The sequence below is a fragment of the Streptomyces sp. NPDC015220 genome, assembly GCF_043079345.1.
In the GTDB taxonomy this organism is placed as follows: domain Bacteria; phylum Actinomycetota; class Actinomycetes; order Streptomycetales; family Streptomycetaceae; genus Streptomyces.
On the sequence record NZ_JBIBUK010000003.1, the window covers coordinates 20,182 to 44,215 of the forward strand.

Sequence of the window (24,034 nt, forward strand, 5' to 3'; positions counted from 1 at the left end):
CCGCGGACCCGGCCCCCGCACGCCCCTCCCCATACACACCCACGAACGCATCGGAGGCCCGCAGCCCATGCAGTCGTCATCCACCGCCGGACCCGCCACGGCCACCGACCTCGCCGACACCGCCGGGACGGTCACCGCCACCGAACCCGCCGACAGGACGGTCACCGACCCCCGCGGGGATCACCTCCCCGAACCTCCCGGCCGCCGTACCGGCCTGAGTCCCACTGCCTTCCTGGCCCTCATAGCCCTGTGCACCGCGGTCACCGCCGGCAACATCTACCTCGCGGCCCCGCTGCTCCCGCTCATCGCCCACGACTTCGGCTCGGCGCCCTCCGCCGTGGCCTGGATCGCCTCGGTGGCGCAGTTCGGGTACGCCACCGGCCTGCTGTTCTTCGCCCCGCTCGGCGACCGGGTGAACCGGCGCCCGCTGGTGGCCGCGTTGTCCCTGGCGACGGTCGCGGCGCTCGTCGTCGCCGCGACCGCGCCCGGCACCGCCGCCCTCGCGGTGGCCGTGTTCGTCGCCTCCGCCACGACCGTGGTCCCGCAACTGCTCGTCCCGATGGTCGCCGAGCGCGCCCGGGCCGACCGCCGCGCCCGGCATGTCGCCGCCGTGATCGCGGGCCTGTTCACCGGCATCGTCGCCGCCCGGGTGCTCGGCGGACTGGTCGGCCAGGCGTACGGCTGGCGCTGGGTGTTCGCGGGAGCGGCGGCGCTGACCCTCGTGCTCGGGCTGGCGACCGCGGCCGCCCTGCCGGCGGAGCGCCGCCGCGGCACCGGTCCCCTGCTGTCCGGCGTCGTCGCGCTGCCCGGACTCGTCCGGCACTCGCCCGACCTGTGGCGCGCGTGCCTGCGTCAGGCCGGCATGTTCGGCGCCTGGAGCGCGCTGTGGACCTCGCTCGCGCTGCTGCTGACGGACCGGCCGTACGGCCTGTCGACGGCGACCGCCGGTCTGTTCGGGCTCTTCGGACTCGCCGCCGGCGCGGTGGCCCCGCTCGCCGGTGGCCTGGTCGACCGGTTCGGCGCGGCCAAGGTCGTACGGTCCGCGTACGTCCTGGCCGCCGTGTCGGTGCCGCTGTTCTGGCTGGGCGGGCAGCGGATGGCGGCACTGTCCGTGGCCGCCGTCGCGATCCACGCGGCCCTGGTCGCCTCCCACGTCGCCAACCAGACGCTCGCCCTGACCACCACCTCCACCCCGGCGACCGCCAACACCGCCTACGTCGTCTCCGGCTTCGCGGGCGCCGCCCTCGCCTCTTCGGTGGCCGGCCCCGCCTTCGCCCACTGGGGCTGGTCCGGGGTGTGCGCGGTGGCGGCGGTGTGGCTGGTCCTGGGCTGGACGGCGACGGCCGTACGACGGTGACGCCCACGGGAGCGGCCTCGTCCGGCCGCCTCGGCGCGGGAGCGGGGGCGGGAACGCCGGCGTCCAGGTCCGGACGACAAATACCCCGAACCCGGCGGCACCCACAGCCGGATCAGGCCCGGAACCGGGTCACGCCCGGAACCGGATCCCGGGCGTGACCGGCTCCCCTCAGAACCGGGTGACGTCCAGCTCGCCGGCCGCGTACCGCCTGCGCAGCACCTTCTTGTCGAACTTGCCGACGCTGGTCTTCGGCACCGCCTCGATGATCGTCCAGCGCTCCGGCAGCTGCCACCGGGCGATCTTCCCCTCCTCCGCGAGGAAGGCGCGCAGGGCCTCGAAGCCGGCGGTGGCGCCCTCCTTGAGGACGACGGTGGCCAGCGGACGCTCGCCCCACTTGTCGTCGGGGACGGCGACGACGGCGGCCTCCGCGACGTCCGGGTGGGACATCAGGGCGTTCTCCAGGTCGACCGAGGAGATCCACTCGCCACCGGACTTGATGACGTCCTTGGCGCGGTCGGTCAGGGTGAGGAAGCCGTCCGGGCTGATCGTGCCCACGTCCCCGGTCTTCAGCCAGCCGTCCTCGCTGAACCTGTCGGCCGGGCGCAGCGGTTCCGCGTCGGGGCCGTTGTAGTAGGCGCCGGCGATCCATGGCCCGCGCACCTCCAGCTCGCCGGCCGACTCGCCGTCCCAGGGGAGGCGTTCGCCGCCCGGGCCGGTCAGGCGGGCCTCGACACCGGCCGGGAAGCGACCCTGGGTGAGGCGGTAGGCGAACTCCTCGTCGGTGCCGACCGCGTACACCGGCGGGCGGGCCACCGTGCCGAGGGGGGAGGTCTCGGTCATCCCCCAGGCGTGGTAGACCCGCATGCCGAGCTCGTCGAAGGCCTCCATGAGGGAGGGAGGACAGGCCGATCCGCCGATGCTGACCTGGGTCAGGCAGGAGGTGTCCCGGGGGCGGACGGTCAGCTCGGCGAGCAGGCCCTGCCAGATGGTGGGCACGGCTGCGGCGTGGGTCGGTCGCTCGCGTTCGATCATCTCGGCGAGCGGGGCGGGCTGGAGGAACCGGTCCGGCATCAGCATGCTCACACCGGTCATGAACGTGGCGTGCGGCAGGCCCCACGCGTTGACATGGAACTGCGGAACCACCACGAGCGAGGTGTCCTGGTCGGTCAGCCCCATGGACTGGGCCATGTTGACCTGCATGGAGTGCAGGTAGATCGAACGGTGGCTGTAGACCACGCCCTTGGGATCGCCCGTGGTGCCGGAGGTGTAGCACATGGCGGCGGCCTGGCGTTCGTCCAGCTCGGGCCAGTCGTAGGTGGTGGGCCTGCCCGCGATCAGCTCCTCGTAGTCGTGCACCCGCGCCCGGGCGCCGTGGAGCGGGGAGCGGTCCCCGGGGCCGGAGACGACGATGTGCTCGACCGTCTCCAGGTGCGGCAGCAGCGGGGCGAGCAGGGGGATCACGGAGCCGTTGAGGATGATCACGCGGTCGGCCGCGTGGTTGACGATCCAGGCCAGCTGATCGGCGGGCAGGCGGAGGTTGAGCGTGTGCAGCACCGCTCCCATGGCGGGGATCGCGAAGTACGCCTCGACGTGCTCGGCGTTGTTCCACATCAGCGTCGCGACCCGGTCGTCGCCCCGGACGCCGAGTTCGTCCCGGAGGGCGTTCGCCAGCTGTACCGCGCGCGTGCCCGCCTCGGCGAAGCTGCGCCGCTGCGGCTCGCCCTCACCGGTCCAGGTGACGATCTGGGACCGCCCGTGCACCCGCGCTCCGTGCTGGAGGATGCGGGTGACTGTCAGCGGTACGTCCTGCATGGTGCTCAGCACGGCGTCCTCCCGGGGCGGCATTGCCTACGCGGTAGTAGGGGTTGCGCTGATTCTGCGCACATACCGCGCGGTATGTCACTAGGACCGGGGGGATCGATCACGTAACCTTCCGCACGGTCGTCGCGCGGACGGCGGACGGCGGGAGACGGCGGCCGGTCGGCCTGCGGGCGGCGGACGGCTCCTCTCTCCTTCGGGCACCCGGTCGACGCGCGGGCGGCGCATCTGTCGCAGTCCGGGCGGCTCATCGCTCACTCCGCGGTGAGCGGTGGAGGTGCGGGCTGCGTGTGCGGACCGGCGGCCTTGTTCGCCCCGTCGTGTGCGGTGGAGGTACGGGCGGAAGACGGCCGGCGTGCGGACGGCCCCTGGCTCGCCGTACGGAAGGCGCCGACTCAGCGGGCGGGCGCCGACTCAGCGGGTGAGCGCCAGCTCGGGGTCCTCGCGCAGTTTGCCGAGCGCCCGCGAGACCGCCGACTTCACCGTGCCCACGGACACGCCGAGCACCTCGGCCGTCTGGGACTCGGAAAGGTCCTCGTAGTACCTGAGGACGACCATCGCCCGCTGCCGGGCGGGCAGCTTCGCGATGGCCCGCCACATGGCGTCGCGCAGCGCCTGCTGCTCCGCCGGGTCGGCCGCGCCGGGCGCGGGATCCGGCTCGGGCAGTTCGTCGCAGGCGAACTCCTCCACCTTGCGCTTGCGCCACTGCGAGGTACGGGTGTTCAGCAGCGCGCGGCGGACGTAGCCGTCCAGCGCCCGGTGGTCCTCGATCCGCTCCCACGCGACGTAGGTCTTGGTGAGCGCGGTCTGCAGCAGGTCCTCCGCGTCGCTCGGGTTCGCGGTCAGCGACCGTGCGGCACGCAGCAGCACCGGCTGGCGTGCCCGCATGTACGAGGCGAACGACGGATACACCACGCTGTGCGTCGCCGGTACGGCGGCGGTCGACGCGTTGGTGCAGACGGGTGTGGTCATGCCTCCACGCTAGGAGCGGCACCACCCGGGGCGGATCGCCCGCAGGTCCCTAAGCGGCGTCCCCCTCAGGTTGTAGGGGTAGGGCGGGCCCCACCTCCTGAGGGTGGACGAGGGGGAGCCGGGTACTGCGGGTTCTCCCGGGCACGCCGGGGCGGGATCACGACACTTCCCTTCCCCTCCGCGCCCCTCGACGTGCCGCACGGCACCCCACCCAGCACCTCGCACGACCGCGCGACAGTGCCTGAGCACTGCCGCGCGGTCGGGTGTCACGTCCCCACAAGCACATTCACCAGGTCCGGGGCCGGCCGGTCCCCACAACGCGCGCCGGCCCCGCCCGGCTCACCAGAGGGGGGAGAAGTCGACGGCGACGTTCCTGTTGCCCTGCTGGACGGTCGTGAACGCCGAACCGTTGACCTGAGCGGTGTTGCTCTGGTTCGAGGCGCCGGCGCCGACCGCCTGCTGCTGAGTGGTGGACGAGTTGCCCTTGTTGTCGTGGCCGACGCCGCTGCCGGCGACGCTCGCGGCACCCGCGTTCGATCCGTTGCCCGCGAAGCCGCCGTTGTCCGCGGCCGCGACGCCGGTGAAGAGGGCGGCGGCGAGAGGGACGGCGGTGACGGCGGCGAGAACGCGGGCGGTACGGATGCTTGCCATATTGCTCCTCCAGTAAGAGGGGGTACGACCGGCTGCCTTGCCGGCCGCACGTGAAGCCACGGAGGTCGGTGCCGCGAGCGGCCCCGAGCAGCGGGGCCGAGCCGACGCGGCACGAACCACGGCTTGCACCCGGGCAGTTGGCCGACCGCCCGGACGGTTCCTCACGACGTCGCGGGATCAGAGTTGCCCACCGGATGCCGGTGTACCACCCCGGAGCCCCCGATTCCCACGCAAGCGTGAGAGCGGCCCGGTAAACCCCTCCCGTCACGTTTTCCGGCGCCGCGGCCCCGGGCCGAAGGTCGGAACGGTGCCGTCCCGCCCGGTCACCGCAAGAGCTGAAGCGTTCCTGCCGGAGTCCACCGGAAGGGCGCCGAAAGCCGTCGGGCCGACGCCCCCGGGCGCGCCGCCCGCCCCGCTCTTCCCATTTTCGAACATACATACGACGATGAAGCATGGCCACCACCGACCGGCAGGCCACGACACTGGCCATCGCGCACGCCCTGTCAGCAGCGGAGAACGGCCTGGCCGTCATCCCCCTCTCCCGGACGAAACTCCCGGCCCTGCGCTCCCCGCACCGCGACGACCCCGGCCCCGGCCGCCCGCCCTGCCACGGCGAGTGCGGCCGCTTCGGGCACGGCGTCCACGACGCAGCTCACTCCTGAATCGGGCACAGGGCAGCCTCCGTCACCAGTGATCACTTCGAGTGACGCACATCCGACGGACGCACTACAGCGACCAGGGGCGGCCCGTCGGGACCGCGGACATCGTGGTGCCCGCCGCTCACTGCGAGATCGTCTACGAGGTTCCGATCAACCGGTAGCCGGCGGTAGGCGCGCGGCCCTCGCAACCTTCGGAGCCGTGCCCCTTTCGTGCCCGATCGAGCGGGAGACGACGGGGAGACACGGTGCCGGGCGGGCGGCGCGCAGCACAACGGCCCCTGATCATACGTGCTGGTCAGGGGCCGCTACTACGCGGTGGGTGTGGGATTTGAACCCACGGTGACTCGCGCCACGACGGTTTTCAAGACCGTTCCCTTAGGCCGCTCGGGCAACCCACCTCCTGCCCCGTCCACCAGGGTCGGAGCGGGTACAGCGTACCGGGAACGGAGCGGATCGTGGGGGTGTGGTTCACGCGGGGTCCACCGGCCTCGTCCTCGGCCTCGCCATGGTCACCGTCGGGTGCGCGGACCGGCGTGTGCGCGGTCGGCCCGGTGAGTTCTGTCCCGGAGCCGGTGATCGCGCCCGGCGTATCAGGGCCGGTGTCTTCCGGGGCGGATCGGCGGGTCGGGCGGTCCTGACGGCCGCCGGCGAGCGAGGGGATCGAACTTCTGCCCGAAACGGACGGGGGATCGCGGGCGCCGGGCCTCCTCACGGATCCGCGGTCCCGCACTGGTCCATGGCGACTTTCCCACCCGTACGCGCGGCAGGGGGGCGTCGGCGGTCACGAGCTCTGGGGGAAGCAGACCAGCGGCTGTGCGGCCACCGCGGGGACGCGCATGTCCGGATCGCCGCGCAGGATCTGCTCCTCGAGGTACCGCAGGCGGTCCGACGGGTCGATGCCCAACTCGTCCGCGAGAGTGCGGCGGACCCTCGTGTAGGCGGCGAGGGCGTCCGCCTGCCGGCCCATGCGGTGGAGGGCGATGATCAGCATTTCCCAGAGCCGTTCCCGGAACGGGTGCTGCCGGGTCAGGGAGCGCAGCTCCGGTACGAGGGCGTCCGACTGGCCCATTTCGAGGCGCACCTGCGCGCAGTGCTCGATGACGAGCAGCCGGAGCTCCTCCAGTCTCTCCAGCTCCCCTTGGAGGGCCGGTCCCACGGCCATCCCTTCCAGGGGGTTCCCCTTCCAGACCTGCAGGGCCCTGACGAAGTGCCCCGCCGCCCGCTCCGGCTCTCCGCCCCGCATGGCATCGCTGCCGCTTTGCAGTTCGTTCATGAAAAGGTGGAGATCGAGTTCACCGGGGGCAACCTCCAGAACGTATCCACCACTGTGCGTGGATAACCGGTCCACTGACTCCCCGGCCTTTCGGAGCATTTTGCGGAGCCCGGCCACATGCCCGCGTATGTTGACCGCCGCGGACGGCGGAGGCTCTTTCCACCAGGACGATTCCACCAGGCGATCGACCGTCACCACACGATTGGACCCCAGCAGAAGAGTGGCCAGTACGACTTTCTGGCGGGGCCCTCCGATCCTGATGGGCATCCCACTGTCCGTCAACGCCTCGACAGAACCGAAGATCTTGAACTGCACTCCCCGTCTCCTCTCGCCGAGCGATCATGAGCGATCCTGAGCGATTATTTTCGTTCGGCTCCTTTTCTACCCAAGCACGATAAATAAAACGCCTGTCCACAAGGGCTCACCCAGGGGAAAACATCAAGGGGACCTTCGGGCATCAGGCCGAGAAGAAGGAGGAAACAAGGGCACCACTCAGCGAGGTCACCGAATGGCGAAAGATCACCGAATCGCAGAAGATCGTCCGTGCGGCCACGCCGGAAAGCCGTTGATCCCGGACGAGCCGGCGCTACCGACCGCCGGGAACGGCGTCCGGCAGCTCTGCTCCGGACTCTTCCGGATCGCGGCGTCCGGCACGTCCGCGCAGCAGGGTCAGACTCGCCGCGCCCAGGATCAGCAGGACGCCCACGTCGACCAGCGCCGCCACGTGCATTCCGTCCGTGAACGCCGACCGGGCGAGCGTGAGCAGCTCGCCGCCGGCCCGTCCGGGCAACCGGCCGGCCACGTCGGCGGCGCCGCCCAGGGTGGCACGGGCGGCGTCGGCGAGTTTGGGGCTGACGCCTCGTGGAAGACCGTCCATCTGGGAGCGGTACACGGCCGCGGCGACGGAGCCCACGACCGCCACTCCCAGAGCGTTGCCCAGCTCGGCGCCCGTCTCACCCACGCCCGAGGCATTGCCGGCGCGTTCGGGCGGAGCACTGCTGATGATCACGTCGTTGGTGAGCGCGAGCGCCGCCTGCACCCCGAAGGACGCGATGGAGAATCCGGTGACCGCCAGGGCCGGTCCGGAGTCCGTGCCGACCTGGGTGATCAGTACGAGTCCCGGTACGGACAGGAAGAACCCCCACGCCATGACGGCTCCGGGGCTCGTGCGATTGGCCACGACAGGGGCCAGCAGCGTGCCCACCACCCCGGCCGTCATCGCGGGCAGCGCCCAGAGCCCGGCCTTCAGCGGGGACAGCCCCAGCACCAGTTGGAGGTACTGCAGGACCAGGAACTGCGTCCCGGTCACCACGAAGAGCCCCATGGTCTGTCCGCCCAGTGACACTCCGAAAGCCGGGCGCGAGAAGAGCCGCAGATCGAGCATGGGGTCGCTCAGCCTCAGCTGTCTGCGCACGAACACGACGCCCAGGGCGAGGCCCACGGCGACGCTCAGCAGCGGCAGCCCGTGCACACCTTCCTGGGCCGTCTGCTTGAAGCCGTAGACCACCAGCAGCACCACGGCGATGGACAGCCCGACGCTGGCGGGGTCCAGTCGGCCGGCGTTCGGATCGCGGTACTCCGGCAGCAGCAGCGGGCCGCAGATCAGCAGTACGACGCCCACCGGCACCCCGAGCAGGAACACCGAGCCGTACCAGAAGTGCTCCAGCAGCGCACCGCCGATCAGCGGGCCGATCATGCCGCCGATGCTGAAATTGGTCATCCACACGGCGATCGCGACCCGCCGTTGGCCCGCGTCCCGGAACATGTTGCTGATCAGCGAAAGGGTGGACGGCATCAGCGTCGCTCCGGCGATTCCCAGCAGCGCACGCGCGGCGATGAGCATCAGGACGGAGGAGGCGAAGGCGGCCAGCAACGAGGCGACGGCGAATGCGGCGGCGCCGATCAGCAAAATCCTGCGCCGGCCCATTCGGTCGCCCAGCGTCCCCATGGTGGCGAGGAAACCGGCGACGAAGAATCCGTAGATGTCGACGATCCACAGCAGTTCCGTACTGCTGGGATTCAATTCCTCACTGAGGTACGGAGTCGCCAGGTGCAGCACGGTCATGTCGATACCGATGAGCATGGTTGGCAGGGCGAGAACCGCCAGGCCGATCCACTCCCGCAGACCGGCCCGCGCTGCCCCATCGATGCGCACGGATGACTGTCCTCTCGTTCTCCTGCGTTCACCGAACAGCGGCGCCGTGGTGATGGCCCCAGAAGATCCTAGGTGCCGTGATTTCCGGGTCAACCAACCCGGCGGCAAACAAGCCAACTCAGGAAGCGGTGAACACGTCTTTGTAATGGGCGAGAAGGTGTTTCACCGCATACGTGAGCGGGCGGTCAAGCGCCTCGTCCGGCGTGAGCCACACCGCGGTGGTGCCTTCCGGGCCGAGTTCCACCGCGGTGTCCGCCTCGACCGCGTCGGCCGACCGGTAGACGTGCCACAGATGGGCGTCGGCACCACGGCGGCAGCCGTCACCGGGGATCGGTGTCCGCGCCACGTGCTCCAGACCGCCGCAGACGATGCCGGTCTCCTCCTCCAGCTCACGCGCCGCCGCCTCCCCCGGAGACTCCTGGGGTTCCACATGCCCCGCGGGGACGGTCAGGCCGAAAGGGAACGCCGTGCGGTCGAAGAAGAGCAGTCGGCCGCGCGCGTCGCACAGGAACACGCCCGCCGTTTCGTGCCAGTACTCGCCCTCGGCGTCCGTCCACCACCGGACCGAGGGATCCAGGACCAGCGCACGCTCCGCGTCGCTTCCGCAGGAGCGGCACACGGCGTGGCGCCTGCCGCCGTCGGTGCGCCACTCGACCTGATCGCTGTGGCAGCGCAGGCAGTACTGGTGCAGAACACCGTCGGTCAGGGCGCCCGGCGGGAGGAAGTCCAGTTTCATGTCTCCCCTGTCACGTCCGAGTTGCCCGGGCTCCCGCCCGGGGACACGGCTCTGGGTGGCAGGAGCGCGACGCGCCTGCCACCCGGAGCCGTTGTGCCGAGGAACGGACGGCCCGTCAGGCGTCCAGGCCGTACCGGGTGAACAGTTCCTTGTCACCGGTGACGTAGGAGGTGTCGGTGATCGCCGTCTGGTCGGACGGCCCCCTGCTGCACATGCACATGTGACGGCCGGTGGAGACCACCCGCGCAGCGCGGGCGCCGCCCGAGTCCATGATCTCCTCGGCGATGTCCTTCACGAGGTGCTCCTGGATCTGGAACCTGCGGCTGAACGCCTGCACCAGCCGCGGGAACTTGCCCAGGCCGAGGATCCGGTCACCGGGCACGTACGAGATCGCCACCTTCCCGAAGAACGGCAGGAAGTGGTGGGCGCAGATCGAGTAGTAGTTGATGTCGTGCACGCGGACCACGCCGGCGTGCTCCCCCTCGACCTCGACGGTGGTCTTGAGGATCTTCGACGTGTCGATCTCGTAGCCGCTCAGCAGTTCGCGGTACGCCCGGACGATACGGGGCTCGCACTCCGGCTCCCGGTACCAGTCGAGCGCGCGCTTGTCGGTCGTGACGTTTTCCTCGAGCCACTCTGCGATGGAGCTCATTCAACCCCTCCTGATCGACGGAATTCTCGAATTCTGCTCTGATTCACTGGCCTATTTGCGGCCAGCCCTTCGGCGGCGGCTGCCCCAGGAACTCGATGACGACGTTCCGGTAGAAGTGGTCGCTCCTGTTGACCAGGCGGTGCGGCTTGCCACGACGGCGGTGCACGACCTGCCCCAGGAAATCGTCCTGGTCCTCTATCTCACCGTCCTCGTACTCGAGTCGCACCTGGCCGGGACTGTCGACCACGAACACGTAGTCCCACGGGTGCTCATGCCATTCGCTGGCCTCTCCGGGAGCCAGCTCCAAAAGCCAGACCCGCGTTCTGTCGTCCTCGAACAGCAGCTTCGTGCCGGCGGTTCCGTAATGCCGGCCGGCCACCTTGCCGCGCAACTCGTCCGGGATGTCCCAGCCGCCCGGCCCCTGCTCGGTGTGTCCCATCTCCTGCTGCCACCTCCTGGCTGAGGTACCTTGATCGAGTACCTCCGACAGGTTGCCCCAGCCGGCTTCAATTCCTGTACAGATCTCGTACATTTACCGGTCGGCCGTGGACCGGCGTGTTCCCGCTGTTGTAGCTTCGCCATGCACCGAGCAGTTCGGCGACAAAGCCGAGTACCGGAGGCGACGATGGCGAACCACTTGACGGATCCCGACATCGAAGGCCGCAGCAAGAAGCTGTGGAAAAACGACGACGGAACCTGCGACATAGAGCTGATACCGAGCCTTCGGAGCTATACGTACGATCGGGACGAGCTATTTCCAGAGACCGCCAGGTTACGTCTCGACTTCTATGAGGTGGCGGCCGCCCGTCTGGCCGATAAGGGCGTCCGGACGGTATTCCGGGAGCGGCTCGGGGACATCACCTACCGGGCCGATTTCGTCCCGGCCCCGCCGTACGAGGTCATCGTGAAGAACATCGCCACGGGATCGACGCTTCGCAAGTACCCGGGGCTCTTCCCGGAAGGGCACCGCTTCGATCCTCCGGTGGTGAAGTTCGACTACCGGACCGATCCGGAGGACCAGCCCATCGGCGAGGACTACCTGCGGGCGACCGGCGTCGACGTCGACGCGTTCCGGCAGTGCGCACTGTCGACCAACGAGAGCCTGCGGAGCTGGCTGGCGCCACTCGATCTCTGGGACTTCTGCCTGGTGATCGGGGTGGGCCCGGACGGTGTCCCGGTGATCAACTCGGAGATATCACCGGACTGCATGCGGCTGCGGGACGAATCCGGTCGGCCCCTGGACAAGGACCTGTTCCGGCAGGGCGCCGACGAGGCCGCGCTCGTCGCGGCGTGGTCCGGTCTGGTCCGAAGGATCGGCGGATGACCGCCCCGTCGGGCGCTGCCACCGCTTCCCCCGGCCGGACCGGGCGTACGGTGCTGCTGACCGGTGCCAACCGGGGCACCGGCCGGGCCATCGCGGAGACGTTGAACGCGGCGGGCTGGGACGTGTGCGCGCTGAGCCGCACACCGGCGCGACTGCCCTGGCTCCGAGAGGTCCACTGCGACCTCAGGCACCCCGAGAAAGTGGGTTCGGCGGTGGACCAGGCGGTCACGGCGGCCGGCGGTCTGGACGCCGTGGTCGTCAACGGGGTCGAGCGCTCGCTCGGCGCCCTCTCCTCGTTGCCCCTGGCACGCTGGCAGGAGGCGATCGACGTCAATCTGACCTCGGCGATCGCCCTGGTCCAGGCGGCTCTGCCGCATCTGCGCGCGAGCCGGGGCCGAGTCGTCCTGATGGGGAGTCACGCGGGCAGCCGGTTCTTCGAGGGCGGGGCCGCGTACTGCGCGACCAAGGCGGCGCTCAAGGCGGTCGCCGAGGTACTGCTGCTGGAAGAACGCGTGCACGGCGTGTGCACCACCCTCGTCAGCCCGGGAGCCATCGCCAACCTCCCCGGTGACGACTCCCCGCTGAAGATGGCCGTCTCCTCGGTCGCCGAGACCGTGCGCTGGGTGCTGGAGGCACCGGAGGACACCGCGGTCGGCGAGATCGAACTCAGACCGGCGCGCATCACCGACTGCCCGGCCCTGCACGGTCTCGACCGGCTCCAGGCCGTCTAGCGCCGCGGCCGGAAGGGTTCACCGGCTCACCGTTCCGGTCACAGCACCGGCAATCGTCCAGCGGTCGGCGTCCGCCGACCGCGCACCCCTCGGACCCTTGGCGCACGCCGTGTGCCGCCGCACGGCTTCGCTCACGAGGCGAGGGCGGGCCCGGGCACGGCGCCGCCCGGAAGGAAGGGCATGAGCGAGCACACGATCACCGGCACCGGTACACGGACCAGCGTCAGTTGGGACCTCGGGGTGGGCCTGCTCCACGTCGCGGCCGACGAGGTCGCGCCGGACGTCCCGCCGTCCCATGACACCCAGGTCAGTTTCTCGTCGCGGGTGTGGATCTCGCTGGACCGCAGCGGACGCCCCGTCGACGTGGACATCCTCGACATCCCTCCGATCCTCGTCGGGATCGTCCCCCCGGCCAGGCGTGCCGGTCCACCGGTGGACGCCTCGCCCGGCGCGATCCCCTGGCTGCTGGACACGGACAGCAACTGGATCTGGATCGCGCTGATCCAGGCGCCCGCCGAACAGCGTCTGGAGCGGACGGGCCGGGTCGAGCTGCGGCTGGCGGGAAGCAGGGCCACCCGGCTCAGACTGCGGATACCCGTCGCCGGCGGGCTCGGCCGCACCGAGCGGATCGGCCCGTGACCGCACCGGACCGTGCCCGGCTGGTCTGCGCCGATCTCGACGGCACGCTCCTCAACAGCGCGGGCGCCGTCGGACCGGTGACCCGCAGGGCTCTCGACGGGGCGGCCGCCTGCCGCGTACCGGTCGTGTGCGTGACGGGCAGACCGCTGCGCGACGCCCTGGCCGTCAGCCGCGAACTCGGCTCGGCGGGGCTGATGGGCTGCAGCAACGGGGCGGTCATCGCCGAGGTGCCCAGCGGCCGGGTCCTGATGTGCCGGGGCTTCGCCGGAGACCGGGCCGGCTTCGTGCTGCGGCGGCTGCGGGGGCGGCTGCCGGACGTCGTTCTGGGAGTGGACACGCTCCGGGGCCTCTTCCTGGAGGAGGGCTTCGCCGCTCTGGTTCCCGACTGCTGGCCGCACGAAGTCGTCCCCGACGCGGTCGCGGGCCCGGCCTCGGACGACCGGGTGGTGAAGATTCTGGCCGTTCACCCCGCCATACCGGCCCACGCGCTCGCCGACGTGCTCGTCGATCCCGGTGACGGGCTCGCGGCCACCTGTTCCACCCCGTACTTCCTGGAGATGTCCCTGGACGGGGTGGACAAGGGCACGTCGCTGCGCTGGCTGGCCGCTCACCACCGACTGCGGCTCACCGCCACGGTCGCCGTCGGGGACATGCCGAACGACCTGCCGATGCTGCGCGCCGCCGGGCTCGCCGCCGCGGTGGCCAACGCGCACCGCGACGTGCGCCGTGCCGCCGATCTCATCCTGCCGAGCAACGACGAGGAAGGAGTGGCGGACCTTCTCGCGATGGTGTGCGGCGCGGACAGTGAACTGCCGCGCTCCGGACGGTAAGGGGCACCGCCGCGACCCGCGGGCCGGCCCGCGTCCCGGCCGAACCGAAGCGTCCGCGGTGTGCCGGACGGGACCGAGGGGGACGACGGCCACCTCCCCGGGCCGCCTCCCCGCGGGGGAGGGGCGGCACGGTTCCGGGAGGCCCCTCCCGGACGGGAGCGGCGGCCCGGCAGGCGCGCGTGGGGTCAGTTGTCGCCGGCGCGGGAGCCGAGCGTGACCTGGGTGGTGTGCTCGCCGCCACCGCGCTTGTAGGTGACCGTGACCTTGTCGCCCGGCTTGTGGGTCCAGATCTCACCGATGAGGGTGGGGCCGGAGTCGATCACCGTGCCGTCGAGCTTGGTGATGACGTCACCGGCCTTCAGGCCGGCCTTGGCCGCGGGGCCGCCCGACTCGACCGACGCCGCTCCGCCGACGCCCTGGTCGGTGATCTTCGCACCGCCCGAGCTCTCCTCCAGGGAGACCGACGCGCCGATCTTCGCGTAGACCGGCTTGCCGGTCTTGATGAGCTGCTGGGCGACGTACTTGGCCTGGTTGATCGGGATGGCGAAGCCCAGGCCGATCGAACCGGACTGACCGGAGCTGCCGAGGCCACCGCTGCTCGAGGACTGGATCGCCGAGTTGATGCCGATGACGGCTCCTCGCTCGTCGAGGAGCGGGCCGCCGGAGTTGCCCGGATTGATGGAGGCGTCCGTCTGCAGGGCGCTCATGTAGGACGCCTTGCTCTCGGCGCTGCCGTCGCTGGAGGCCACGGGGCGGTTCTTGGCGCTGATGATGCCCGTCGTCACCGTGTTCGACAGCCCGAAGGGCGCGCCGATGGCGATGGTCTCGTCGCCGACGGCGACCTTGTCGGAATCGCCGAGGGCGAGCGGCTTCAGGTCCGAGGGGGCGTTCTTCAGCTTGATGACGGCGACGTCGTAGCCCTGGGCGTGGCCGACGATCTCGGCGTCGTACTTCTTGCCGCTGGGGAACGTGGCGGTGAGCTTGCCGCCGTCGACGGCATCGGCGACCACGTGGTTGTTGGTGACGATGTGACCCTGGGTGTCGAACACGAAGCCGGTGCCGGTGCCGCCCTGGCCGTTGGTGCTCTCGGCCTCGATGGTGACTGTGCTCGGCAGCGCCTTGGCGGCCACGCCCGCGACGGAGTTCGGGTCGCGCTTGACCTGCGAGGCGCCGGTGTCGGAGGCGGCGACCGTGGTGGAGCCGCTGTCGTCGTTCTTGGCCAGGGTGTAGCCGAGGCCGCCGCCCAGGCCGCCGGCGACCAGCGCGGCCACCAGGACCGCGGCGACCAGGCCGCCACGGCGGCCGCGCGGCTTCGGCGCGGGCTCCTGGTACGTCGCTCCCCAGCCGGAGCCGGCACCGGAACCCGCGCCGGGGCCGCCGTCCGCGTACGCGGGCGTGACGGGGGGCGGGGGCGGCCAGGAGCCGTCGGCCGGCGAACTGCCGTAGCCCGGGACGGGAGCGTCGGCTCCGCCGGGGGCCCCCGCGGGGACTCCGGCCTGGGGACCGGCGCCGGGCCGGCCGGCCGGCGCCTCCTGCCGCGGGGCGCCCGACAGGTGCGGGGGCGTGCTGGGGGGCGGGGGCGTGGGAGCGCTCTGCGGGGCGGGCGGCTGCGGGGAAGCTGCGGAAGGTTCCACCGGCACGGGGGGTGCGGACGGGGCCGGGGGTACCTCGTTGCCCTCGTTCTCGGTGCTCACAGCTCTTCTCCTCGATCCACGGCTGTTGTTGTCGGTCGCACTCGGTCACGCTCGCTCACGCCTGCCGACGACCCGGCGTGCTTCAGCTGTGCACGGACATCTGTATGTCGTCAGCTTTTCCCACGGGCCGTCAGAGCACCATAAGCCGTCGCTGTGGGTCCGACACCATTCCTTATTACAGGTCATCCCGCATGAAAGGGACATATCATCGCCACCCGGTCGCCGCACCGCGTACCCCGCCGCGGTGGCACCATGACGCGGTGACCCACGCACGGCAGGACCACCCTCAAGTCGTCGCCCACCGCGGAGCCTCCGAGGCGGCCCCGGAGCACACGCTGGCCGCCTACCGGAAGGCGATCGAGGACGGCGCGGACGCTCTCGAGTGCGATGTGCGCCTGACCGCCGACGGTCATCTCGTGTGCGTGCACGACCGCCGCGTCAACCGTACGTCGAACGGCCGCGGCGCGGTATCGGCCCTGGAGCTGGCCGATCTCGCCGCCCTGGACTTCGGCGCGTGGCGGACCCGGGCCTCCTGGCGGGGCCGGGACGAGGAGCCGGACTGGGAGGTGCGGCCCGAGGACCCCGAGGACACCTCCGTCCTCACCCTGGAGCGGCTGCTCGAACTCGTCGCCGACGCCGGGCGGCGGGTGGAGCTCGCCATCGAGACCAAGCACCCCACCCGGTGGGCCGGACAGGTCGAGGAGCGGCTGCTGGCGCTCCTGAACCGGTTCGGCCTGGACGCCCCGGCCACCGCGGCCGAGTCGCCGGTGCGTGTGATGAGCTTCTCGGCGCGCTCGCTGCACCGGGTGCGGGCGGCCTCGCCGACGCTGCCGACGGTCTATCTGATGCAGTTCGTCTCGCCCCGGCTCCGCGACGGGCGGCTGCCGGTGGGGGTCCCGATCGCCGGCCCGTCGATCCGCATCGTGCGCGGCCATCCGGCGTACGTCGAGCGGCTGAGGCGGACCGGTCACCAGGTGCATGTGTGGACAGTGAACGAACCCGAGGACGTCGATCTCTGCGTCGAGCTGGGTGTCGACGCCATCATCACCAACCGTCCGCTCGCGGTGCTGCGCCGGCTCGGCCGCTGACCGGCCGCCCGTCGGCAACGGGCGGGCCACTGATCGGCCGCCGATCGGTTGCGGGCCTTGACCGGGACGGTCGGCTGAGGCAATCCTCCAATTTCGGCCACACCGAAAAGTTCCAGCCATGCGATGACGGGGAGTGCTCCGGCGCGTTCGGTGCGTGTTCGATCGTCGTGAGTGCGTCGTCGGCCGTGGAGGGTCCGGTTTCCGGTTCAGGCCAATGGGGCATCCACACCGTGGCGTGGGGCGAAGGAGGTCTCGGGGGTGGCGTTGGTGGTGGCACAGGAGGTGCCCACGTCGTCGAGCATGGCCGTACCCCATGGCCCTGCGGGCGTGGGGGAAGCAAGGCACCGGATGCGCGATCAGCTGCGCAGGGGTGGTGTGGCGGAATCGGTCATCGACGACGCCGTACTGATCCTTTCCGAACTATTGAGCAACGCCTGTCGGCACGGCCGGCCGCTGGACGGCGCCCTGGCCGGCGACGGCGACGTCCGGGCCGCCTGGCGCGTGGACGCGTGCGGCCGGCTGGTCGTCGAGGTGACGGACGGCGGCGGCCCGACCCGGCCGGCCCCGGCCACCCCTTCGGTCTCGGCGCACGGCGGCCGCGGGCTGAACATCATCTCCGCGCTCTGCGACGACTGGGGGGTGCGGGACGACGTCCGCGGCGAGGTCACCGTGTGGGTGGTGGTCCACGACGACGTGCACGACCCGGACGCCGGTCACCGCCGCGACGACTTCGCCGCCCGGATCACCGCCCCGCCGGTGGCGGCGCTGCCCGAGCTGAGCTTCGCGGACGCCTTCGACGACCTCGACTGACGCGGCGCACGCCACCGGGCGCGCCCGGTGGCGTGGCGTCCGCACCACGGGGCGGCCCCGCGCACGTCGCGTCCGCACCACCGGGCGGCCCAGCGCACGTCGCGTCCGACGGGCGCGCCCGAGCACGCGGTGTCCGCACCACCGGACGCGCCCGCCTCCGGCAGGGCTTCGGGCGGGGTACGTCCATGTGTCCGCGCGCATGCCGCCCGCGCGGCGCGACGGCTCCCCACCGCGGGCCGCTTCGGCGCCGTCCCTCGCCACGGCGTCCGCCGCCGCCTCGCCCGTCCGCCCGTTCCCGGCGACCACCGCACCTCCTTCCCCGTGACTCGCGTGTCCCCTCACTCCGTGATTCCGGTATCCACATTCCCGGTGTTGTCCACAGCTTCCCGTCGTCGACGGTGTGAACGACTAGGCTCCCGCCCGTACGAGACGAGCCGTAACCGGGAGACACCCAGATGGCCAAGAAGCGACCCCAGACGAAGGCCAAGCGCCCGCAGCTCACGGACGGAGAGATCCCGGTGGTCGGCGCCCGCGAGCCGTGCCCCTGTGGCAGCGGCCGGCGCTACAAGGCCTGCCACGGCCGGGCCGCCGCGCACGCGGTGACCGAGCTGGTGCAACGGCCGTTCGAGGGGCTTCCCGGCGAGTGCGACTGGGTGGCGCTGCGCGAGCTCGTCCCCGCCGCGACCGTGGAGCTGACGCTCAGGGAGGCCCTGCCCGAGGGAGTCCCGTCGGTCACCCTCGCCACGGTGCTGCCGATGGCCTGGCCGGCGCTGCGCCGCGACGACGGCTCGGTGCTGATCGGCCTGCAGAACGACACGCCCTCCGGTGACATCAGCCGCGACCTCGCCGACACCCTCCAGCGCGCGCTGGAGGCCGAACCCGGCACTCCGGTGCAGGGCCGCCGCGCTCCGGCCGAGGGGCCGCGGCTGCAGGACCTGCTCGACCCCGAGTCCTCCTTCGAGCCGGTGGTGCACGAGGGCTTCGAGTTCTGGGTCCCGGACGCGGAGCACGCGACGCCGGAGGTCACCGCCTCCCTGGAGCGCGCCAACGCCGCGGCCATCCCGACCGTCCGCCTGGAGGGCGTCGACGCGGCCTACTGGTGCCGGACCCCGGAGAAGAACCACCTGCGCTGGGTCATGCCGCACCCGGAGGAGGACCTGCTGGACGCTCTCGCGCGGCTGCACGCCGCGGGCCGGTCCGGTCTCGGCGAGGGCACCCGCCTCGTCGGCTCCTTCCGCGCCCACGGCCTGACCGTGCCGGTCTGGGACCTGCCCAGCGAGGTCGGCGCCCAGGACGTGGAGAAGCCGGCCGCCGAGTTCGCCGAGCGGCTGGCCGCCGCACTGGCCGCCGACGCGCCGCTGACCCCGGACGAGCGGCGGGCCCGCGGCGGCCTGACCAACCGGCAGGTCACCCTCAGCTGACCGGTCGGTTCCAGAGGTCCGGCTGACCGACCGGTCAGCCGGACCCCGCCCCGCGGAACAAGTGACTCCAGTCACAACTCCCCCACCTGCCCAGGCGAGTCGGTGTCCGGAAAGGCCACCTCCGCGGTGACCGGAAAGCCGAGATCGAATTTGCGAACCGCCGATCTCTTGTTACGGTGCCATTAGCCCGGTTGCTGGTGCATCCCCCGTCGCCAGCAACCGGGTCTTTTCATGCGCGCAGTCGCTCACCGAGCGCAGCGCCGCATCAACCGCCCGTCAACTGCCCTGCGATGCAGGTGAGTTGCTGCCCGAGCGGAGAAGCAGCGAGCCCTGTCCGCCCGGCCGGGCGAACTCCGCGACGGCCGTGTAGCCGGCCGGCGCTCCTCGGGTGTGTTCGCGGGGTGTCTCGCAGGTCTGGGGTTCGTCGTCGCTCTGAGGCGCACAGCGCGCCCGTACGGTGCGGTCGCCGGGACCCATGAGGGTCAGGGCGGCGTCCAGGGGCTCGCCGGTCGCGTTGCGGTAGTAGGCGCGCGCCCAGGTCTCCTCGCCCTGGCTCAGCACACAGGTCTGCGCCTCCACGCCCTCCGGCGAGGCGACCTCCGGGCCGCAGCGGGCGGCGGTGGCCAGCCCCAGGCCGAGCAGCAGCGGGGTGGAGCGACGCGGCGCGGCCGGGGGCGCCCCGTCGTCGCCGAGCGGCGGGGAGCGCACGGCGGACCGTGCGGGCGCGGGGTCCTGGTCGCCCACCTGACCCGCGGACGCCACGGTCAGCGGCAGCACGGCGGCGCACGCCACGACGCCGGCGAGGGCGAGCAGGCGGACTCGTCGGGGGTCCGGCCCGCCGCGCAGCGGCGAGCGGCCTCCGTGTTCCTCGGACTGACGCAGCATGAGGGGACGATAACGACCAGAACGGGCACCCTGGTTCACGCGCGCCCGGCGCCTCCTACAACTCGGGCGCGCTCACACCCGTACGAGTGAGGGCCTCCACGACGGCGTCCACGACGGCCTCCACGTCGGGGACCCAGGGGGCGGCGGACCCGGGCAGCGGAGCGCGCTCCCACCTGATCTGCCCGGCACCCGTCCCGGAGGGAGGCAGGGCGAGGTAGCCGCCCTCGCCGTGGAACCGGAGCGAGCCGGGCACGAAGTCCTTGGCGTGGAGCAATTCGCCGAGCTGCTCCATCGAGTACGGCCTGACGAGGATCGACCAGCGCGTGGGCGAGGCGACTACGGGGCCGAGCCGCATGCCGGCGCGGTCCAGCGCGACCAGCGCACGGGCGGCCGCGAGGGCCGGCAGGCTCACCGCACAGGGGGCCTTGCCGCCGGTGGCCAGGACGATCGGCGCAGTGGGCCGGTTGGTCCACCACCAGCGCACCATCCGGGCGTCCGTGGTGGCCGCCAGGAGACCCGGGTCGAAGGGGTGCGCGCCGGGCACGGTGCACTCCGGGTCGGGGCAGCAGCACCGGCCCGGCCGCCGCGGATCCGGTGCCACACCCGGGAGTACGGGCCACCGCCACTGGGCCGCGAAGGTCAGGGCCGCGCTGATCTGCTCAGGCCCCCCGTCACCGCGCCGGGACAGGAGCCTGCGTCGCCTTCCGGGGATCTCGCGCATGAGCGCTCGTCCTTTCCGTTGCACCGCTGGCAACACCGTGGTCACATCACACCATGTGTCGATCACTTCACTGTGCGTACCTGTTGGCGCATCACACCCCTGCCGCACGGCACGGGGAACCCCTCTGGTTCGAGCACTGGCTGCCTCCGCGGCAGCCCCGTCCATACTGCGTCTACCGGGAGCATGGGCGTGTCGTGGGGTGGCGGAGCCTGGCGTTCTGCCGTCGCGCGTTCTGCTCTCCGCCGCCATCACGCGAGGATGGGGCACGGTCGTCGGTGGATAGGACGCCCGGGTCCGTCGCCAGGTTCCGGGCGGTTCCCAACCACCCCTGGCCTTCTCCGAGTACGTACCCATCACGACCGCTGTGACGCTCTGTGGAGCAAACCCAGTCGACCGCAATAGGCCTTCACCCGAGGCAGTTTCAAGCCAAGTTCGCCATTGCGCAAGGGGTCTGGATGAAGACCACGCAAGGCCCTCTGACACCAGTAATCCCGGCAGGACAATGCTGGACATCCCCTCACGAGTGCGTGTACATGTGGAGACACTGCCGGCGGCGCAGAATGACATGGGGGTTTGCGATGCTTTTGAGCAGTACGCACCGGCCGGGAAGCCGGACGCCATGAACGCTCCTCACCCCTCGAAAGTGGCCGGAATCGATTCAACGGTTCCCGCACCCGCACACACTGTCTCGCCCGTGCCATCAGCCCCGGGTACCCCGCCGGTCACCGCCCCGAACTGTGGCGACTCCCCGCACGCCCACAACCCACCGGGCGCCCTCCTCCAGGACCGGCTCGCGGGCTGGGTCTCCGACCTCACCACCCTCCACGAGCTGACCGAGCGGCTGGCCCGCACCAACGGGCTCGACGCCGCCCTGACGGAACTGCTGCGCGCCGGTGCCGCCCTCGTGGGCGCCCGGCGCGGACTCGTCGTGCTGGAACCCGCCGACGGCCTCGGCCCCGACACCACGGTCGGCCTGGGCCTGGCCCGTGCCGACCTCGGCCACATCGAGACCGTCCCGCGCGACGCCATGCCCTACGGCAGACTCCTGGGCCCCGCCGCCGGGCCGCCCGGCGGCGCGGGCGAGGTCCTGTGCCCCGACCTGTTCGCCGAGGAGGGTCTCGACCCCCGTCACCGCGAGGTGGCCGCCCGCCTCGGCTACGCCGCCGGTTACGCGCTGCCCCTGTCCACCGGGACCGCCGGCCGCCTCGGTGCCGCCGTCTGGCTCTACGACGAGCCCGCCGAGCCGGCCGAGCGGCAGCGCCACCTCGCCCGCCTCTACGCCCGCTTCGCCACCGAGCACCTGGCACGCCTGCTCGACGGCGAACGCACCCGCGCGCGCATGGCGACGATCCACGAGGAACTGCTGCCCTCCCGGCTGCCCCGGGTCCCCGGCGTCCAGCTCGCCGTCCGGCACCGCACCGGCCCGCGCGGTGGCGGGGACTGGTACGACGCGATCTGCCTGCCCGACGCCGCGCTCGGCCTCTCGGTCGGCGCGGTCACCGGCTCCGGACCCGGCGCGGTCGCCGCGATGGGCCGACTGCGGGCGTCGCTGCGGGCGTACGCGGTGATGGAGGGCGAGGACCCGGTCGCCGTCCTCTCCGACCTCGAACTGCTGCTGCGGCTGGCCGAGCCCGCCCGCTCCGCCACCGCCCTGTTCGCCTACTGCGAGCCCGCGCTGCGCCGGGTCACCCTGGCCGGCGCCGGGCACAGCCCGCCCCTGCTGGTCGGTGAACGGCGCACGCAGTTCGTGGAGACGTCCGTCTCCGCGCCGCTGGGCATGCTCGCGTGCTGGGAGGCGCCGAGCGTGGAGTTCCAGGTGGCGGCCGGCGAGACGGTGCTGCTCTACACCGACGGGCTGCTGCACCGCACCGGCGACCCCGTCGACCGCGCCTTCGCCCGGCTGCACGCGGCGGCCGCCGCCGTCCCGCGCGCGCTGCGCCACGACCCCGCGGCGGTCGCCGACCACGTGCTGCGCACGGTGCTGCCGGACGGCCTGGACATGACCGACGGCGCGGAGGACGTGGTGCTGCTGGCGGCCCGCTTCGCGTAGCGGTCCGGGCACCACCGGTAATGGGTGCTTCTCCCTCGGACCCCCTTCCGTACGACCGTACGATGGGGGTGGTCCAGTGCCGCACCTAGGAGGAAGACCGTGTCGGAGGAGCTCACCAGCCCGGAGACCCCGGAGACCGAGTCCGAACAACCGACCAAGCAGCGTAAGAACGGCCTCTACTCGGGCGTGTCCGACGAGCTTGGCGAGAACATGAAGTCGGGCTGGGCCGACACCGAGCAGCACGACCTGGAGCCGGTCGAGCAGGCGGAGCACACCGCCCGCCGCCGCGCCGCGCTGTCCGCGCGTTTCCCCGGCGAGCGCCTGGTGATCCCCGCCGGCAATCTCAAGACCCGCTCCAACGACACCGAGTACCCCTTCCGGTCGTCGGTGGAGTACGCCTACCTCACCGGCAACCAGACCGAGGACGGCGTCCTGGTCCTGGAGCCCACCGCGGACGGCCACCGGGCGACGCTCTACCTGCTGCCCCGGTCCAACCGCGCGGACGGCGAGTTCTGGCTGTCCGGCCAGGGCGAACTGTGGGTCGGCCGCCGCCACTCCCTGACCGAGGCCGAACGGCTGCACGGCATCTCCACCGCGGACGTGCGCGAGCTGCCGGACCGGCTGCGCGAGGCCACCGGCCCGGTGCGCGTCGTGCGCGGCTACGACGCCGGCGTCGAGGCGGCCCTGACCGACAAGGTCACCGCCGAGCGCGACGAGGAGCTGCGCGTCTTCCTCTCCGAGGCCCGCCTGGTCAAGGACGAGTTCGAGATCGGCGAGCTGCAGAAGGCCGTCGACTCCACCGTGCGCGGCTTCGAGGACGTGGTGAAGGTCCTCGACAAGGCTCAGGCCACCAGCGAGCGCTACATCGAGGGAACCTTCTTCCTCCGTGCGCGCGTGGAGGGCAACGACGTGGGCTACGGCACCATCGCCGCCTCCGGCCCGCACGCCTGCACACTGCACTGGGTGCGCAACGACGGCCCGGTCCGCTCCGGCGACCTGCTCCTGCTGGACGCGGGCGTGGAGACGCACACCCTCTACACGGCCGACGTCACGCGCACCCTGCCCGTCAACGGCCGCTACAGCGAGATCCAGAAGAAGATCTACGACGCCGTGTACGAGGCCCAGGAGGCCGGTATCGCGGCGGTCAGGCCGGGCGCCAAGCACCGCGCCTTCCACGACGCCGCCCAGCGCGTGCTCACCGAGAAGCTCGTCGAGTGGGGCCTGGTCGAGGGCCCGGTCGAGCGGGTGCTGGAACTCGGTCTGCAGCGCCGCTGGACCCTGCACGGCACCGGCCACATGCTCGGCATGGACGTCCACGACTGCGCCGCCGCGCGCACCGAGACCTACGTGGACGGCACGCTGGAGCCGGGCATGGTGCTCACCGTCGAGCCGGGCCTGTACTTCCAGGCGGACGACCTGACGGTCCCGGAGGAGTACCGCGGCATCGGTGTCCGCATCGAGGACGACATCCTCGTCACCGAGGACGGCAACCGTAACCTCTCGGCGGGCCTGCCGCGCCGCTCCGACGAGGTCGAGGCCTGGATGGCGTCGCTGAAGGGCTGACACGA

21 protein-coding genes, 1 tRNA gene and 2 pseudogenes are annotated in these 24,034 nt (G+C 71.8%); 12 read left to right on the forward strand and 12 right to left on the reverse strand.

What is annotated here, in order from left to right; all coding sequences use genetic code 11:
- The first annotated feature begins 67 nt into the window (after positions 1-67).
- The gene (locus tag ACF061_RS09235) at positions 68-1,357 is read left to right on the forward strand and encodes an MFS transporter (RefSeq protein WP_392266208.1); all 1,290 of its coding nucleotides are present in this window, start codon (positions 68-70) and stop codon (positions 1,355-1,357) included.
- A 168-nt stretch (positions 1,358-1,525) separates the two neighbouring features.
- Here ACF061_RS09235 and ACF061_RS09240 read toward each other — a convergent pair whose 3' ends face one another.
- The 3 genes from ACF061_RS09240 to ACF061_RS09250 form a co-directional block, all read right to left on the reverse strand.
- Positions 1,526-3,202, reverse strand: coding sequence for a long-chain fatty acid--CoA ligase (locus ACF061_RS09240; RefSeq protein ID WP_392266209.1), 1,677 nt, complete (start codon positions 3,200-3,202; stop codon positions 1,526-1,528).
- Between the two features lie 387 nt (positions 3,203-3,589).
- The gene (locus ACF061_RS09245; RefSeq protein ID WP_392266210.1) at positions 3,590-4,147 is read right to left on the reverse strand and encodes a SigE family RNA polymerase sigma factor; all 558 of its coding nucleotides are present in this window, start codon (positions 4,145-4,147) and stop codon (positions 3,590-3,592) included.
- A gap of 339 nt (positions 4,148-4,486) precedes the next feature.
- On the reverse strand, positions 4,487-4,798 hold the full coding sequence (locus ACF061_RS09250; RefSeq protein ID WP_392266211.1) for a hypothetical protein: 312 nt from the start codon (positions 4,796-4,798) through the stop codon (positions 4,487-4,489).
- Between the two features lie 452 nt (positions 4,799-5,250).
- Between ACF061_RS09250 and ACF061_RS09255 the strand changes: the two are divergent.
- Both ACF061_RS09255 and ACF061_RS09260 read left to right on the forward strand, forming a co-directional pair.
- Positions 5,251-5,451: pseudogene (locus ACF061_RS09255) on the forward strand (DNA primase); the annotation flags it as partial.
- A gap of 50 nt (positions 5,452-5,501) precedes the next feature.
- A pseudogene (locus ACF061_RS09260) lies at positions 5,502-5,618 on the forward strand (GntR family transcriptional regulator); the annotation flags it as partial.
- A gap of 152 nt (positions 5,619-5,770) precedes the next feature.
- Here ACF061_RS09260 and ACF061_RS09265 read toward each other — a convergent pair.
- The 6 genes from ACF061_RS09265 to ACF061_RS09290 form a co-directional block, all read right to left on the reverse strand.
- Positions 5,771-5,855, reverse strand: a tRNA-Ser gene (locus ACF061_RS09265).
- Between the two features lie 383 nt (positions 5,856-6,238).
- The gene (locus tag ACF061_RS09270) at positions 6,239-6,997 is read right to left on the reverse strand and encodes a BTAD domain-containing putative transcriptional regulator (RefSeq protein WP_392266625.1); all 759 of its coding nucleotides are present in this window, start codon (positions 6,995-6,997) and stop codon (positions 6,239-6,241) included.
- Positions 6,998-7,316: 319 nt separating this feature from the next.
- On the reverse strand, positions 7,317-8,885 hold the full coding sequence (locus ACF061_RS09275; RefSeq protein WP_392266212.1) for an MFS transporter: 1,569 nt from the start codon (positions 8,883-8,885) through the stop codon (positions 7,317-7,319).
- Positions 8,886-9,003: 118 nt separating this feature from the next.
- Positions 9,004-9,621: an NUDIX hydrolase gene (locus ACF061_RS09280; RefSeq protein ID WP_392266213.1), complete on the reverse strand. Its 618-nt coding sequence runs from the start codon at positions 9,619-9,621 to the stop codon at positions 9,004-9,006.
- A 115-nt stretch (positions 9,622-9,736) separates the two neighbouring features.
- Positions 9,737-10,273, reverse strand: a complete 537-nt coding sequence (folE, locus tag ACF061_RS09285) for a GTP cyclohydrolase I (RefSeq protein WP_392266214.1) — start codon at positions 10,271-10,273, stop codon at positions 9,737-9,739.
- A 43-nt stretch (positions 10,274-10,316) separates the two neighbouring features.
- Positions 10,317-10,712 (reverse strand): hypothetical protein, encoded by a 396-nt coding sequence (locus ACF061_RS09290; protein WP_392266215.1) that lies wholly within the window; start codon positions 10,710-10,712, stop codon positions 10,317-10,319.
- A 186-nt stretch (positions 10,713-10,898) separates the two neighbouring features.
- On the opposite strand from ACF061_RS09290, the gene ACF061_RS09295 reads away from it, so the two are divergent.
- The 4 genes from ACF061_RS09295 to ACF061_RS09310 all read left to right on the forward strand — a co-directional run bounded on the left by ACF061_RS09295 (position 10,899) and on the right by ACF061_RS09310 (position 13,797).
- A complete protein-coding gene (locus ACF061_RS09295; protein ID WP_392266216.1) occupies positions 10,899-11,597 on the forward strand; it encodes a phosphoribosylaminoimidazolesuccinocarboxamide synthase in 699 nt (232 codons plus the stop codon).
- A complete protein-coding gene (locus tag ACF061_RS09300) occupies positions 11,594-12,328 on the forward strand; it encodes an SDR family oxidoreductase (RefSeq protein WP_392266217.1) in 735 nt (244 codons plus the stop codon). The genes ACF061_RS09295 and ACF061_RS09300 overlap by 4 nt, the downstream gene beginning before the upstream one ends.
- 180 nt (positions 12,329-12,508) lie before the next feature.
- Positions 12,509-12,967 (forward strand): hypothetical protein, encoded by a 459-nt coding sequence (locus tag ACF061_RS09305; RefSeq protein WP_392266218.1) that lies wholly within the window; start codon positions 12,509-12,511, stop codon positions 12,965-12,967.
- Positions 12,964-13,797, forward strand: a complete 834-nt coding sequence (locus tag ACF061_RS09310; RefSeq protein ID WP_392266219.1) for an HAD family hydrolase — start codon at positions 12,964-12,966, stop codon at positions 13,795-13,797. Before ACF061_RS09305 ends, ACF061_RS09310 begins: the two co-directional genes overlap by 4 nt.
- Positions 13,798-13,982: 185 nt before the next feature.
- Here ACF061_RS09310 and ACF061_RS09315 read toward each other — a convergent pair whose 3' ends face one another.
- Entirely contained in the window at positions 13,983-15,491 is a 1,509-nt protein-coding gene (locus ACF061_RS09315) for a S1C family serine protease (protein WP_392266220.1), read from the reverse strand.
- A gap of 260 nt (positions 15,492-15,751) precedes the next feature.
- On the opposite strand from ACF061_RS09315, the gene ACF061_RS09320 reads away from it, so the two are divergent.
- The 3 genes from ACF061_RS09320 (at position 15,752) to ACF061_RS09330 (ending at position 18,810) form a co-directional block, all read left to right on the forward strand.
- Positions 15,752-16,579, forward strand: coding sequence for a glycerophosphodiester phosphodiesterase (locus tag ACF061_RS09320; protein ID WP_392266221.1), 828 nt, complete (start codon positions 15,752-15,754; stop codon positions 16,577-16,579).
- Positions 16,580-16,837: 258 nt separating this feature from the next.
- Positions 16,838-17,389: an ATP-binding protein gene (locus tag ACF061_RS09325; RefSeq protein ID WP_392266222.1), complete on the forward strand. Its 552-nt coding sequence runs from the start codon at positions 16,838-16,840 to the stop codon at positions 17,387-17,389.
- Between the two features lie 455 nt (positions 17,390-17,844).
- A complete protein-coding gene (locus ACF061_RS09330) occupies positions 17,845-18,810 on the forward strand; it encodes a DUF5926 family protein (RefSeq protein WP_392266223.1) in 966 nt (321 codons plus the stop codon).
- A gap of 276 nt (positions 18,811-19,086) precedes the next feature.
- Here ACF061_RS09330 and ACF061_RS09335 read toward each other — a convergent pair whose 3' ends face one another.
- Together ACF061_RS09335 and ACF061_RS09340 are read right to left on the reverse strand one after the other, a co-directional pair.
- A complete protein-coding gene (locus ACF061_RS09335; protein ID WP_392266224.1) occupies positions 19,087-19,695 on the reverse strand; it encodes a hypothetical protein in 609 nt (202 codons plus the stop codon).
- A 55-nt stretch (positions 19,696-19,750) separates the two neighbouring features.
- Positions 19,751-20,416, reverse strand: a complete 666-nt coding sequence (locus ACF061_RS09340) for a bifunctional DNA primase/polymerase (protein WP_392266225.1) — start codon at positions 20,414-20,416, stop codon at positions 19,751-19,753.
- A gap of 502 nt (positions 20,417-20,918) precedes the next feature.
- Between ACF061_RS09340 and ACF061_RS09345 the strand changes: the two genes are divergently transcribed.
- Positions 20,919-22,466, forward strand: coding sequence for a PP2C family protein-serine/threonine phosphatase (locus tag ACF061_RS09345; protein WP_392266226.1), 1,548 nt, complete (start codon positions 20,919-20,921; stop codon positions 22,464-22,466).
- A gap of 99 nt (positions 22,467-22,565) precedes the next feature.
- Entirely contained in the window at positions 22,566-24,029 is a 1,464-nt protein-coding gene (locus ACF061_RS09350; protein ID WP_392266227.1) for an aminopeptidase P family protein, read from the forward strand.
- Positions 24,030-24,034: the final 5 nt, after the last annotated feature.

Bases quoted from the DNA above. Each gene is read 5' to 3' on its own strand.
- ACF061_RS09235 (WP_392266208.1), top strand. From the start codon at position 68: ATGCAGTCGTCATCCACCGCCGGACCCGCCACGGCCACCGACCTCGCC.
- ACF061_RS09240 (WP_392266209.1), bottom strand. From the start codon at position 3,202: ATGCCGCCCCGGGAGGACGCCGTGCTGAGCACCATGCAGGACGTACCG.
- ACF061_RS09245 (WP_392266210.1), bottom strand. From the start codon at position 4,147: ATGACCACACCCGTCTGCACCAACGCGTCGACCGCCGCCGTACCGGCG.
- ACF061_RS09250 (WP_392266211.1), bottom strand. From the start codon at position 4,798: ATGGCAAGCATCCGTACCGCCCGCGTTCTCGCCGCCGTCACCGCCGTC.
- ACF061_RS09270 (WP_392266625.1), bottom strand. From the start codon at position 6,997: ATGCCCATCAGGATCGGAGGGCCCCGCCAGAAAGTCGTACTGGCCACT.
- ACF061_RS09280 (WP_392266213.1), bottom strand. From the start codon at position 9,621: ATGAAACTGGACTTCCTCCCGCCGGGCGCCCTGACCGACGGTGTTCTG.
- folE (WP_392266214.1), bottom strand. From the start codon at position 10,273: ATGAGCTCCATCGCAGAGTGGCTCGAGGAAAACGTCACGACCGACAAG.
- ACF061_RS09290 (WP_392266215.1), bottom strand. From the start codon at position 10,712: ATGGGACACACCGAGCAGGGGCCGGGCGGCTGGGACATCCCGGACGAG.
- ACF061_RS09295 (WP_392266216.1), top strand. From the start codon at position 10,899: ATGGCGAACCACTTGACGGATCCCGACATCGAAGGCCGCAGCAAGAAG.
- ACF061_RS09300 (WP_392266217.1), top strand. From the start codon at position 11,594: ATGACCGCCCCGTCGGGCGCTGCCACCGCTTCCCCCGGCCGGACCGGG.
- ACF061_RS09305 (WP_392266218.1), top strand. From the start codon at position 12,509: ATGAGCGAGCACACGATCACCGGCACCGGTACACGGACCAGCGTCAGT.
- ACF061_RS09330 (WP_392266223.1), top strand. From the start codon at position 17,845: ATGGCCAAGAAGCGACCCCAGACGAAGGCCAAGCGCCCGCAGCTCACG.
- ACF061_RS09335 (WP_392266224.1), bottom strand. From the start codon at position 19,695: ATGCTGCGTCAGTCCGAGGAACACGGAGGCCGCTCGCCGCTGCGCGGC.
- ACF061_RS09340 (WP_392266225.1), bottom strand. From the start codon at position 20,416: ATGCGCGAGATCCCCGGAAGGCGACGCAGGCTCCTGTCCCGGCGCGGT.
- ACF061_RS09345 (WP_392266226.1), top strand. From the start codon at position 20,919: ATGCTGGACATCCCCTCACGAGTGCGTGTACATGTGGAGACACTGCCG.